This window comes from Synechococcus sp. H55.11 (genome assembly GCF_047462475.1).
In the GTDB taxonomy this organism is placed as follows: domain Bacteria; phylum Cyanobacteriota; class Cyanobacteriia; order Thermostichales; family Thermostichaceae; genus Thermostichus.
The window spans coordinates 1-12478 of record NZ_JANSJI010000320.1; the positions used below are offsets into that span (position 1 = coordinate 1).

Below are 12478 nucleotides of genomic sequence, written 5' to 3' on the forward strand. Positions count from 1 at the left end.
AGGGCTGGGAGAGGGGCTGGGGGTGAGGGCTGGGAGAGGGGCTGGGGGTGAGGGCAGCGACGCGGAGCGCTTGGGCTGGCGGCAAAGTATCTTAATCTTGTTGGAAACGACTATATCTCCCCGTCCGAGCCTGCCACTTGGGGGGCAAGGCTGGAAAATGCTAGAATCGACAAGCCTAAACTGCTGGTGTAGCTCAGTTGGTAGAGCACTCGACTTGTAATCGAGCGGTCGTCAGTTCGAGTCTGACCATCAGCTTTCTTGGCCGCTGTAGGGCTTGACTCTGCCATGTCTGTCCTCTCGCTGAAGCGGAACTCAGCTTCTACACTGGTGGTTAGATGGCTGCAGCGGGATCCCTGCTTGGTTGGGCCTATCCACTCAGCCGCTTGGGTTGTTCTCCTGAATTCTTGCTTGGATGTCTATGTCCGGTCTCCCAGCCGCCACGATTCGTCGATTGCAAAAGTTGCCCCAGGTGCCCTCGGTGTGGGAAGGGGATCGCCACACCCTCTTGGGATTGCCGCCCCTGGGATCGCAAACGGAAGGGGAGTGCATCCTGTGGGTGGATGGCATCCAGGGAGTGGTACGGGCCATGGAAGTGGTGCCCGCTGGCTCGGGTGTTGAGCCGATGGTGCGAACCTTGATCATGGCTATGGAGCAGCCCCATGCTGCTTCGCCCGCTCGTCCCCAAAAGATCGTCGTGCGGGATCGAGAGGTGCAGTTTTTCTTGCGCGGCATTCTGCACGAGCTGGACATCAAAGTGGAATGCCAGCCGGCATTGCCCTTGATCGACGAGATCCTGCAGAGCTTTCAAGAGGCCAACGGGCGGATCCCTCCCCCGCTGCCAGAAAACTATGCTGAGCTGCTGGCCGGCAGAGCCCTCACCCTCTGGCGAGATGCTCCCTGGAATTACCTAGAGGATCACCAAATCTTAGCGCTCGACCTCAACCACTGGGATATCCAAACCCTTTACGTCTCGGTGATGGGGCGATTGGGCATGGAGTATGGGGTGCTTTTTTATCGCTCGCTGCCTTCCCTCAAACAGTTTCGCCAGGATGCGGGGCAGCCGGATACTCCCGAAGAGATGGAAGAGGCCTTCCTCAGGCAAGATTGTCTCTATCTCACCTTTCAAGCTCGCCATCCTGAGCTCAACGAACTGCCAGACCTGGACTTGGCAGAGTTGGATCCCGATGAAATTGAGCCGAACTTCGGCACCATTCACCCTCTGGAAGGCTTGCGCGTGACTTTGCAGGAGGATGAGGCGGCGGTCTTGGCGGTGGCCCTGGAAGCCTTGCATCGCTTCTTCAAGCAGTACCACCGCAGGCTGGAAGAGGACTTTCAACCCTATCAGGGTCGGTACCGCATTCCCAACCCCCAGGCGGAAGGGGAAACCCTCTCGGTGCAAGTGCGCACCTTGCCAGACTTGGCTGCAGAGCTTCTGGAGCTGGAAGGAGACGAAGAGGAGGAGGAGCACACCCAAACCCTGCTGCGGGATGATTTGGTGCCTGAGGGTGCCCAACTGGGCCTGGGGGTGTTGCCGTGGACAACGGTGGAAATGCTGCGTCGCACGGGGCAGTGGCATCCACTCCCGCAAAGCAAGCTGGTGCAAAGGGGAGAAGGGCTGCCGGTGGTGATCGTGCGCACTTCCCGCTCCAAAGCGAAGCAGTTGATCGAGAATTTGCGTGGAGAAGGCGGGCCCCAGGGCGTTTGTTTCAACACGGGGGTAGATCCCTTCGATGGCGATCGCTACGACCTGGAAATTGTGCAAACGGGCAATCGCGACCTGCACCTGTTCGGGGAGTTTCCCGAAGATGATCCCGTTCACTCCATGGCCCGCAAGCGCTGGGAACGGTGGTGCCGGGCGACGGGTGGCTATTGCGGCTTGGTGGTGGCGATGGGGGTGAATTCTGTGACTCCAGAGCTGCAAGTGCGCCACATTCTGGCCCTATTTGAGATGCAGGCGCTCAACCCGACGGGATTGGGGCTGGGGCCGATGGTGCGCATCGGCCGGCAGTTGCATTTGCCTTGACTGGCCAGAGGTTGTTCAAATTAAGGATCCCAACAGGCTGGAAGCTGCTCAAAAGAGGCAAGATAATGCAGCTAAGGGATCCCAAGACAACAGAGGCACTGCAGATGACTCCTGTTGAGCGTGCCCGCTGGCTGAAAGCGCAGACGTTGTTTCAAAGCCTGACGTCGGAGAGCTTGTATCCTCTGGCAGAGCAAATGCAAGATCATCCCTTTGGCCAGGGAGAGGTTTTGGCAGAGGCGGGAACCCTGCCGGATGGGATCCAGATTTTGCTGGAGGGACGCTGGGAAGAGCGGGATCCCCATTCCGGGGAGGTTCTCAACCTGCTGCCTGGCGCGGTGGCTCATCTGGGGGAAGTCCTGGCGGAGCAGCCCCTGCGGCGGGATCTGGTGGCCGTTTCCGCCGGGATCCGGGGTTGGATCCCGGCTGCGGTGGTGCGCCGTTGGCTGGCAGAGCACTCGGGGCAATTGGCCGAGGCGCTGGCCCAGGCTCAAGATCGCCTCAGCTATGAGCAGGAGCGGCAAGTGGCTTTGCGCCCCTACTTGGTGCCGAAGGTGGAGCGGGGGATCGTCGGCTCCAGCCGCTACGCGGTGCGCCTGCGGCAGCAGATCAAAGAGGCAGCCCAGAGCGGCAAGCCGGTGTTGATCTTCGGGGAGCCGGGCCTGGAAAAAGACAACGTCGCCGCCCTGATCCATTTTGGATCCCCGCGGCGGCGCCAGCCCATGATCAAGGTGGATTGCAGCGCCCTGCAGGCCAGTGGGGCGGATCTGTTCGGGCGGACGGGGGGCAAGCCGGGGTTGCTGGAGTGGCTGGGAGAGGGCACGCTGCTGTTGAACAACCTGCACGAGCTGCCCGCCGAGCTGATGCCCAAGTTGCTGCGCCTGCTGGAGACGGGATCCTACACCCCTGTGCAGCGGGGGGAAGGGGAGCCGGGAGAGGAGCGCCCCTGTCGCTGTCGTCTGCTGATGGTGTCAGAACGGCCCATCCCCGCCCTTGACCCTTGGGCGATGGCCATCAAAGTGCCGCCGCTGCGGGTGCGCAAGGCCGATATCAAAGCCATGGCCGACTATTTTCTCAGCCTCTACAGCCGCCGGCGCGGGATCCCCAAGCCCAAGCTCTCGCCGGAGGCGCTGCGCCGCTTGCAGAGCTACGACTTTCCCGGCAACTCGCGGGAGCTGCGCAGCCTGGTCGAGCGGGCGGCAGTGCAGGCCGCGGGGGCGAGCGTGCTGGGGGAAGAGGTGTTTTGGGCTTCCCAGCCTCGGGGCAAGCAGTTTCGCCTCAACCTGCTCAACGTCTATCCCCGCTTGCGTCGCCTGCTGCGCAGCCCTTGGTGGCCGGATCGCCTCAACTACGGCCTGGTGTTGCCCCTCTATACCCTGGTGGTGTTTCTCCTCTTTTGGGGGCCTCAGGATCGGGCCCACAATGTGGGGTTGAATCTTTTCTGGGCCTGGTGGTGGCCGCTGGTGCTGCTGGTGTTTCCCTTCTTGGGACGGGTGTGGTGTGCCGTCTGTCCTTTCATGATCTATGGGGAGTTGATCCAGAGGCTGTCGTTATGGCTTTGGCCGCGGCAGTTGCAGAAATGGCCGCGACAGCCGGCGGAGCGCTGGGGCGGCTGGGTGCTGTTTGCCGGGTTTGCGTTGATTTTCCTGTGGGAGGAGATCTGGGATCTGCCCAATACGGCTTACCTGTCGGGGTGGCTGCTGCTGCTGATTACTGGTGGAGCGGTGGCCTGCTCACTGGTGTTTGAGCGGCGGTTTTGGTGCCGCTACCTCTGCCCGATTGGGGGCATGAACGGCCTCTACGCCAAGCTCTCGATGACGGAGCTGCGGGCGCAGCAGGGCACCTGTTCGGCAGAATGCACCACCTACCAGTGCTACAAAGGAGGGCCCGAGAAGGGGGAAGGCATGGCGACGGGAGGCTGTCCCCTCTACTCCCATCCGGCGCAACTGCAAGACAACAAAGATTGCGTCCTTTGTATGACTTGCCTCAAAGCCTGTCCCCATCGCTCGGTGGAGTTCAACCTGCGCCCACCTGGGATCGAGCTGTGGACTACCCATACGCCGCGCGCTGCCGAAATTGCTTTGCTGCTGTTGTTGCTGGGAGGCATCTACCTACACTGTCTGCCGCGGTTGGCAGAACAGATGGCCCAATGGGGTCTGAGCTGGGATCTACGGCAGTTTTGGCCCCATCTGGGGGCCGCTTTGCTGGCTTTGGGGTTTCCCAGCTTGGTGCCTTTGGCAGCTTGGGGATTGGCTTGGTTGTGGCATCGGCTGGGCCGGGGGGCGCGACCCCGACCCTTTGCGGAGATGATCTACGGCTATCTGCCCTTGGTTTTGGGGGGAACGTTGGCTTTCTACTGGCCCCTGTTTTTAACGGAGGCGGGGCAGGTGCTGCCGGTAACCTGGGCAACTTTTTCCCAGACGGGATCTGCTCTTCCCGTGCTGTGGCAGGCGCACCCGGCGGTAGTTCAGTTTCTCCAGGGATCCACGCTGATCCTGGCAGTGCTTCTCTCTTGGGCCCTCACGGGCAAAATTGCCCGCCAGAGCTTGCAGTGGCCCTACCATCTGGGCGCTCTGGGGTTGGGGGTGAGCTTGTGGCAGGTGCTGGGGATTTGATAGTCGAGATCCCAGACCTCGGGCTGTGGAAATCCTGTGGGATCATGAAGAAGTCTCCTACTCTAGGAAAGGGGCCACTTTCTCCATGCCTTCTCCTTTTTCTGTCTCCTCTTACCCGGTTCACATCCACGACCGCCAACGGGACACCCACTATCTGATCCAGGTACCGGCGAATCAATACATCTTGGCCAGTGCCGAGGCCCAAGGGATCCAACTGCCCTTTGCTTGCCGCAACGGCGCCTGTACCACCTGCGCGGTGCGAGTGCGTCGGGGATCTCTGTACCAGCCGGAGGCGATGGGCCTCTCGCGCGAGCTGAAGGAGCAGGGGTATGGGCTGCTGTGTGTGGGCTATGCCCGTTCGGAGCTCTGGGTGGAAACCCAAGATGAAGATGAGGTGTATGAGCTGCAATTTGGGCGCTACTTCGGCCAGGGACGGGTCAGGCCGGGGATCCCCCTTGAGGATGAATGATGTTTTTTTCTGCACCGGTTGTGTCTCAAGAGTTGCCGCCGCATCCCTTGCCCTCTCGGCCGCGGGGCTGGCTGCTGGGGGCGGCGGCGCTGCTCCCGGTGAATTTAGCCCCCAGCTTGCTGTTGGCTTTGGTGGGGACAATCCAGGGCTATACCTGCTGCGGTAAAAGGATCCTTCGCGATCCTCTATTTGGGCTGGCAGCTCTCCTGAGCTTGGCTGCGGTGGGCGTGGCCTTTGTGGGTGAGGATTGGCGGCTGAGCCTGCCGGGGATGTTCAACTACTGGCCTTTTTTGTTGATGCTGCCGGCCTTTGCAGCGGTGCTGGCCGATTGTGGTTCTCCTGGGGGCCGTCGTCGTTTGGCCCAGGTGCTGGTTCTGGGCAGCGGGCTGATGCTGCTTCTGGGCTGGGGAGAGGTGCTGTGGGGGTGGCAGGGGCATCTCGTTTTGGGGCCGCTTTGGATCACGGGGGTGGCCGGAGGCGAGCGACCGGCGGCAGCTTTTACCTCTCCCAATATCTTGGCCATTTACTTGGTGATCCATCTCTGCTTGGCGGCGGGGCTGGGGTGGGAAGGGGTGGGACGATCCTGGCTGGGAAGAGCAGGGCTGGGGGCGATGCTGGGGCTGGGATCCCTGCTGCTGCTGCTGACGGCCTCTCGCAACGGCTGGGGAGTGGGGGGGCTGGCGCTGGTGATAGGGTTGGCGCTGCGGCGCTGTTGGTGGGGAATCGGGCTCTTGAGCGGCTTGGGGTTGGCCAGCTTGGCCGCCGCTTGGGATTGGCCGGGCTGGCGGGCCGTTGTGCCCCGATTGATTTGGAGCCGTCTGGCAGACACCTTCGATCCTCAAGCCCTCTATTTTAGTTCCACCGCCAACCGCTTGGATGCCTGGCATTTTGCCCTGCAGATGGCACGGGAGCGACCCTTGACCGGCTGGGGCTGGCAGAGCTTTGCCGCTCTTTACAATGCTCAGGATCCGCCGGAGCTGCTGGGCCACTGCCACAATTTGTACCTACATCTGGCGGCTGAGGGCGGGATCCCGCTGCTGCTGGGCCATCTGATCCTGTGGGGCTGGATTTTGGCGCGGGGGTGGCAAGCCTGGCGGCGCTCTCAAGAAAGTGTCCTGTTGGGGATGCTGCTGGCTTTGACAGCGTTTTTTGTCTCAGGGCTTTTGGATGTGGTGATGTTGGATGGCCGCGTGCACCTGTTGATAACGTTGCTCTTGGGGGCCGTTTGGGGAGCCGGCCTTGAGCAGCAAGACGACCCCGTCGCCGGCAAAGAGCAAGCCCAGAGGAGCCACTACTGAATGCTGCCGTGGAATATCCCTTGGCCGGCAATGAGTCCAGAATCCATCACGCCGACGGTTTGCAACGCGGAAGCCAGCTACAGTCAAGGGGGAGTTTAGGGGATCTTTGCGGTGAACCTGTACCGAGATGTGGTGTGGCCTTTGCTTTTTTCTGGACTGAGAGCCGATCCAGAAACGGTCAAGGTGGGGCTGTTGCGTGCCCTCCATTGGATCGACACTACCCAGGCCACCGGGATCCTGTCGGCTCTGGAGCGACTGTTTTGCTACCGGGATCCCCGGCTCTCGGTGTCACTATGGGGCCTCACCTTTCCCAATCCCCTTGGCTTGGCTGCGGGCTTTGACAAAGATGGCCTGGCTCTGGCCGTCTGGCCCAGCTTGGGATTTGGCTTTGTGGAGGTGGGCACCGTCACTCCTGGGCCGCAGCCGGGCAACCCCAAACCGCGCCTGTTTCAACTGCCCCAAGATCGTGCCGCTCTCAATCGTATGGGCTTTAACAACCAGGGGGCAGCGGCTCTGGCTGAACGGTTGCGCCGGTTGCGTCGGCGTCCTATTCCCATCGGGATTAACCTGGGCAAAGCCAAAATCACCCCCCTAGAAGAAGCGGCTGCCGATTACCTGGCCAGCTTCCGGCTACTCCAGGAGCTGGGGGACTACTTCGTGGTCAACGTCAGTTCCCCCAACACCCCAGGCCTGCGATCCCTGCAGGCTGCTGAGCAACTGGAGCCCATCCTGTCTGCCTTACAGCAGGAAAATCAGGGGCGAAAACCTCTTTTGGTGAAGATCTCCCCCGACTTGGACTGGCCTGAAATCGACAGCCTCCTAGAACTGGCCCAAACCTATGCACTGGCCGGGATTGTGGCCACCAACACCACGCTGCGCCGCGACAACCTGAAAACCCGTTTTCTACCTGGCCACGGCATCTCAGAACCCAGGCCAATTCTGGCAGAAGCCGGCGGGATCAGCGGTGCCCCCCTGCGGGAGCGTTCCACCCAAGTCATTCGCTACATCCACCGCTCCACCCAAGGAAAATTGCCCATCATCGGAGTGGGGGGCATCTTCACCTTGGCCGATGCTGTGGAGAAGCTGGAAGCCGGAGCCAGCCTGCTGCAAGTCTATACCGGCTGGGTTTACGAAGGGCCGGGTATGGTGCCACAACTGCTCCGAGGCCTGGCCAGCTCTTCTCCGCCCCGCCCTGATGTTACACTTCCCTCGCAGAATACCGCCATGGGTCAGATCCAGGCGTAAGATCGTTAGGGATCCCTGAGGAAGCTCGCCGGTGAACCTGCTGCAACACCTGTTCAAGACCCCCCATCCAGTTATTGGGGTGGTTCATCTGTTGCCGCTGCCCACCTCCCCCCGTTGGGGAGGGGACTTGGAGTGGGTGATCGCTCAGGCAGAACAGGCTGCCACGGCCTTGGCGGCAGGCGGGGTGGACGGGATCCTCGTCGAGAACTTTTACGATGCCCCTTTTGCCAAGGAGCGGGTAGACGCGGCGGTGGTGAGCGCCATGACCGTGGTTGTCCAGCGGATCAAAATGCTGGTCTCCCTGCCCATCGGGATCAACGTCTTGCGCAACGATGGCTACAGTGCTCTGGCCATCGCCGCCAGCGTGGGAGCGCAGTTTATCCGGGTGAATGTGCTCTGCGGGGCGATGATAACCGACCAAGGCATTATTGAGGGGAATGCCCACCGCCTGCTGCGCTATCGCCGCGAGTTGGGGGCCGACATCAAGATTTTCGCCGATGTGCTGGTGAAACACGCTCAGCCCCTGAGTCCCATCCGTCTGGATGCAGCCATCGCCGACACGGTGGAGCGCGGCCTGGCCGATGCCATCATTCTCTCCGGCTGGGCCACCGGCAAGCCACCCCTTCTGGAGGAGCTGGAGCTGGCCCGCCAGGTTGCCCCTCAGGTACCCCTGTTGATTGGCTCAGGGGCCACCGCCGAAAACATCGGCACCCTCATCCGCCATGCGGATGGCGTGATTGTGGCCAGTTCTCTGAAACGGCCGGCCCGTTCCGCCGGCATGCCGGTGCGCTGTGCGGATCCCTTTCCCCTCATTGACCCCATCCGGGTGCGGCAGTTTGTGGAAGCATTGCACCTTGGCCTGGGCGAACAGCCCGCCAATCCGGCTTGCCTGGCCACTCCCAGCTCTAGCTGCAGCTAGACCTCAGGGATAGAATTGGCATTACTTCGTCGTATCAGGGTTTCTCCTCATGTTGTCGGCTGAACTCGAAGGCTGGCAGCCTTCCCCCAGCTTGGTTTCCGCTCCCGTTGGTGGGACGGAGCCCTTGCCCTTGGAGGAAGTTTCGTGGAGCCAGGTGCCGGCTCAGGTTCCCTGCATTTGGGTCATCGACGATGACCCGGTGAACGGTCGTTACATCGGCGAAGTCCTCAAAAGCTCCAACTACCGGGTGGAAAGCTGGGAAAGCGGCCAGTTGGCCTGGGAGCACCTGCAGACCCTGGATGAAAGCAAATGGCCGGATTTGATCATCTGCGACTGGGTCATGCCGGGTTTGTCTGGAGTAGAGCTCTGTCGCCGTCTGAAGCACTCCGCTGCCGGCCAGTTTGTCTACTTCCTTTTGCTCACCGCCCGCTCCGAAGTTGAGGATCGGGTGCAGGGGCTGGATGCAGGGGCGGACGAGTTTATCGTTAAGCCGGTCGAGGCTGAGGAGCTGCGGGCCCGGGTACGGGCGGGGCTGCGCCTGCAGCGGCTCACCCGAGCTTTGGCCCAGGCCAACCGGCAACTGCGGGCCCGCAACGAGCTGTTGGAGTCTCTGTCTTTGACGGATCCCTTGACCGGAGCCTTGAACCGCCGCGCTCTCGACCAGGCGTTGCCCCATTTACTCAAGCAGGTGGGGCCCCGTGGGCAAGCCCGCTATCGCTATCTCTGCCTGCTGATGATGGATGTGGATTACTTCAAGCAGGTCAACGACACCTACGGCCACTTCATCGGCGACTGCGTGTTGCAGGCCCTTGTTGGGCGGCTGCACAATCAACTGCGTCCCTCCAGCCTGCTCTACCGCTACGGCGGCGAAGAATTTGTCTGCGTCACCCCTGGGCTCAACCCCGCCCACTGCCACCGCTACGCCGAGTCTCTGCGCCGGGCCATCGCCAGCCGGCCAATTGACGTTTCGCCCAAACGCAGCCTGCCTGTCACCATTAGCATTGGCGGGATCGTTATCAGCGAAGATGACCCCTTAGATCCAGAAGCTGCACTCCAACGAGCGGACGAGGCCCTCTACCAGGCCAAGCAAGCCGGGCGAAACTGTGTACGCCTCTTCCTGCCATCGCTCCTGGAGAACTACTGTCCTCCGCCGGGCTCGAGAGGGTAGCCGGAAGCTGCCGCCAAGGCTTCCAGCGAGCGCAGCCCCACGTAGGTGCGGCCGTTGATGATCCAGGTGGGATAGCTGGTGATCCCTGCTTCTGTGCATGCCTGGGCTTGGGGCGTACCGGGACCGTTGGGGGAGCACTCCACGTAGGGCACTTGGGCAAAGGCCGACCCAAACAGCTCTTTCTGCTCCTGACAATGGGGGCACCAGTAGGCCCCGTACATGGTGCCGCCGATCTGCCGCAGGTGGGCCGCCAACCCTGCCGCCAGGGGGCTGGGGGGAGGAACTTGGTTGGCATACACCCCAATGGTGGTCACCAAGGTGAGAAAGCTCACGAGAATGTAGCTGAAGGCCAGCTTGCCCCCATCCAGCCAGCGGTGGCCCAGCAGGGTTACCGCCCACAGGCTGGCCACCAAGACTATGGCGGTGGTGCAATACAGACAAAATTGCCGCAGCACCCCCACCATCAGGTAGAGCATGTACATTTCAAAGGCGGTCATGGCGGAAACCAGACCAAACAGGGCCGGCCAGCGCCACCGCTTCACCAGCGGGATCTCATCCGGCAGCACCGCCAGCGCCAAGACCCCCAAAAAGCCCAGCAGGCCAACTGTTGCCGTCGGGATCCCCAAAAACTCTGCCCAACGGCTGGAGAGCACCAGGTCGCACCCCCCATCCCCTGTGCAGAAAGCGGCAGGCTGATCGGTCAGCTTGGTGTAGGTGAGGTAGGCCGTCAACAGGGATCCCAGGCTGGCCAAGATCGCCAAGATCAGACGGGCATGGCGCTGCAGCCAGGTCTCTTCTTGGGCTTTGAGTTTGAGATAAGAGGCCATGGGGGGGTCAGCAGTTGGACATCCCCGATTATAGTGGGGCGGAGCGGGTCTCGTCCCTGGGCTCCGAGGCAGAAGCGCTGCTCGAGCGCCGCACTTGGGCGGCAAACCTGTCTCCCAGCGGATCCAGCTCCCAAAAAGATTCCAGCTTGGAGTCGGAGATGGGCCGGTCGCAGATCCCCCAGCGGCGACGAAAGTAACGGGCCAGATCTTTTTCGGCCAGAGCCAGATACACTGGCCGGCCATGAGGGCAGGTGTGGGGATTGGCGGTGCGCTGCCAGGCCTCCAGCAACTGTTGCATCTGCTCCAGGGTCAGAGGGATCCCATTGCGCAGGGCGCCGCGACAGGCCACCGCCACTTGAGCTGATTCGAGGTCAGCACAGCGGCTCAATTCTCGCAGGGATCCCTGAATCTCCTTGGGGTCTTCCGACCACAGGGCCAGAGGCACGCGGCGCACCAGATAGGTGTTGGGGCCAAAGGGCTCCAGCTCCAGACCCAATTGCTCCATTGCTTGGGAGGATAATCCCTCCAGCATGACCGGCGTCTCCAGCTCCACCGGCTGCCAATGCTGTTGGATGTACTCGTAGCGCACCCGCTCGTGGGCCAGGTGCTGCTCCACCAGCCACAGCCCCTGAGGGTGTTCCGCCAAAATGTAAATCCGGTGCAGTTGGGCCAGGGCCTTCAGAGGCGGCAGGGAGCAACCGGCAGCGGGGAGAGCCGGACTTTGCAGGGAGGAAACCCTGTAGATCGACTTGGCCTTGCTGGCGCGGATGAGATGCACAGAGCGGCGGCTGGCTTGCCCGGATCCCGATTGCAGAAGAGCGTGTAGGTGTTGGCGCAACTGCTCCTGTCGGATCTCCGGATCCCGTAGATAGAGCTCACTCTTGGCAGGATGGCGATTCCAGTCCACCTGCTCAGGTGGCAGGCGCAGATGTACCACCACTAGAGGATGGCGGTGGCGGGGCAAGGCGTGCTGAAAGACTGACTGGATCACCCGTTGCCAGTCTGGCATCTGCACAAATCGCCCGTTGACGGCCAGGCGGATCCAATCGGGGCGGGGGCGATGCAGACGATCCGGTAGGCCCAGCACCACTTCCCAATCGCTATCCCCCTCCTGGATCCGCTGATAGCGCAGATCCGAAAGATCCAACTGCGGCAACACCTGCAGCAGCAGATCTTGCAGAGATGTTCCCGGCCAGAGGCTGAGCAGCAGTTGTCCCTCCCGATGCACCTGCCAACTGACCCAAGGATGGGCCAAAGCCGCATTCTGCACCAGGGTTAGAAGCGGGGCAATAGGGGGCACACCTCGACGGCGCAGAGGCCAGTCGGCAAACAAATCCGCCACCGTCACCACCGTTCCCAAGGCAGTGGCCGCCGGCTGCTGGTGGGCCAGCTCCCCCTGTCGGTTGTAGGCGGCCAGCCAGCCGTGGGCATCGTCAGCATGGCGGGTCTGAATGGTCAAGGATCCCAAGCGGGCCAGGCTGTGCAGCGCTTCCCCACGAAATCCCAGGCTGCAACCGTCCAACTTGCTGGTGGTGTGGCGGCGAGCCACCTGCTCCAGCTCCGAACCTGGGATCCCTTGCCCATTATCGGCCACCCGCACCTGCCAGCGACTGGGCCAAATCTCCACCTGAATGCGGGTGGCCTGAGCATCGAGGGCATTTTCCAGCAATTCCCGCAGAGCAGCCCCCAGCGAGTCGATCACCTCTCCCGCCGCCATTTGGGCGATCCGCTCTGGGTTCAGGGGCTGGATTTTGGACATGGAGTGAGTTGAGAAAGCAGACCCTCTTCCTGCCAGCCTGTCGCCGAAAGGCCAACAGCGTCGAGCTTTAGCTTAGCTCTCTCTCTGTTGCCGGTGGACAGCGCCTTGCTAATAATTTTCATTAACTTCAAGGGCCCTCTCAGGCAAAGGGAAGGATT

General features: G+C 61.8%; 9 protein-coding genes and 1 tRNA gene. 8 read left to right on the plus strand and 2 right to left on the minus strand.

The annotated features are described in order from the left end of the window. The first annotated feature begins 182 nt into the window (after nucleotides 1-182). The 8 genes from NW853_RS12745 to NW853_RS12780 all read left to right on the plus strand — a co-directional run bounded on the left by NW853_RS12745 (nucleotide 183) and on the right by NW853_RS12780 (nucleotide 9734). A tRNA-Thr gene (locus NW853_RS12745) sits at nucleotides 183-255 on the plus strand. A gap of 163 nt (nucleotides 256-418) precedes the next feature. Beyond that, the gene (locus NW853_RS12750; protein WP_414335308.1) at nucleotides 419-2023 is read left to right on the plus strand and encodes a DUF6930 domain-containing protein; all 1605 of its coding nucleotides are present in this window, start codon (nucleotides 419-421) and stop codon (nucleotides 2021-2023) included. A 104-nt stretch (nucleotides 2024-2127) separates the two neighbouring features. Further along, the gene (locus tag NW853_RS12755; protein WP_414349187.1) at nucleotides 2128-4635 is read left to right on the plus strand and encodes a sigma 54-interacting transcriptional regulator; all 2508 of its coding nucleotides are present in this window, start codon (nucleotides 2128-2130) and stop codon (nucleotides 4633-4635) included. 85 nt (nucleotides 4636-4720) lie between these two features. Then, a complete protein-coding gene (locus tag NW853_RS12760) occupies nucleotides 4721-5104 on the plus strand; it encodes a 2Fe-2S iron-sulfur cluster-binding protein (protein WP_414349189.1) in 384 nt (127 codons plus the stop codon). A gap of 20 nt (nucleotides 5105-5124) precedes the next feature. After that, entirely contained in the window at nucleotides 5125-6402 is a 1278-nt protein-coding gene (locus tag NW853_RS12765) for an O-antigen ligase family protein (protein ID WP_414349191.1), read from the plus strand. Between the two features lie 111 nt (nucleotides 6403-6513). Next, nucleotides 6514-7647, plus strand: coding sequence for a quinone-dependent dihydroorotate dehydrogenase (locus NW853_RS12770; protein WP_414335316.1), 1134 nt, complete (start codon nucleotides 6514-6516; stop codon nucleotides 7645-7647). Nucleotides 7648-7678: 31 nt separating this feature from the next. Beyond that, nucleotides 7679-8566, plus strand: coding sequence for a photosystem I biogenesis protein BtpA (gene btpA, locus NW853_RS12775; RefSeq protein ID WP_414335318.1), 888 nt, complete (start codon nucleotides 7679-7681; stop codon nucleotides 8564-8566). 49 nt (nucleotides 8567-8615) lie between these two features. Then, nucleotides 8616-9734, plus strand: a complete 1119-nt coding sequence (locus tag NW853_RS12780; RefSeq protein WP_414349193.1) for a diguanylate cyclase — start codon at nucleotides 8616-8618, stop codon at nucleotides 9732-9734. Here NW853_RS12780 and NW853_RS12785 read toward each other — a convergent pair. Both NW853_RS12785 and mutL read right to left on the minus strand, forming a co-directional pair. Continuing rightward, entirely contained in the window at nucleotides 9704-10561 is an 858-nt protein-coding gene (locus NW853_RS12785; protein WP_414335321.1) for a vitamin K epoxide reductase family protein, read from the minus strand. The two genes, NW853_RS12780 and NW853_RS12785, sit on opposite strands and share 31 nt — an antisense overlap. Before the next feature lie 28 nt (nucleotides 10562-10589). Then, entirely contained in the window at nucleotides 10590-12320 is a 1731-nt protein-coding gene (mutL, locus tag NW853_RS12790; protein ID WP_414349195.1) for a DNA mismatch repair endonuclease MutL, read from the minus strand. Nucleotides 12321-12478: the final 158 nt, after the last annotated feature.

What these genes read in the sequence shown, in the direction of transcription:
- NW853_RS12750 (WP_414335308.1), top strand. Translation starts at nt 419, where the DNA reads ATGTCCGGTCTCCCAGCCGCCACGATTCGTCGATTGCAAAAGTTGCCC.
- NW853_RS12755 (WP_414349187.1), top strand. Translation starts at nt 2,128, where the DNA reads ATGACTCCTGTTGAGCGTGCCCGCTGGCTGAAAGCGCAGACGTTGTTT.
- NW853_RS12760 (WP_414349189.1), top strand. Translation starts at nt 4,721, where the DNA reads ATGCCTTCTCCTTTTTCTGTCTCCTCTTACCCGGTTCACATCCACGAC.
- NW853_RS12780 (WP_414349193.1), top strand. Translation starts at nt 8,616, where the DNA reads ATGTTGTCGGCTGAACTCGAAGGCTGGCAGCCTTCCCCCAGCTTGGTT.
- NW853_RS12785 (WP_414335321.1), bottom strand. Translation starts at nt 10,561, where the DNA reads ATGGCCTCTTATCTCAAACTCAAAGCCCAAGAAGAGACCTGGCTGCAG.
- mutL (WP_414349195.1), bottom strand. Translation starts at nt 12,320, where the DNA reads ATGTCCAAAATCCAGCCCCTGAACCCAGAGCGGATCGCCCAAATGGCG.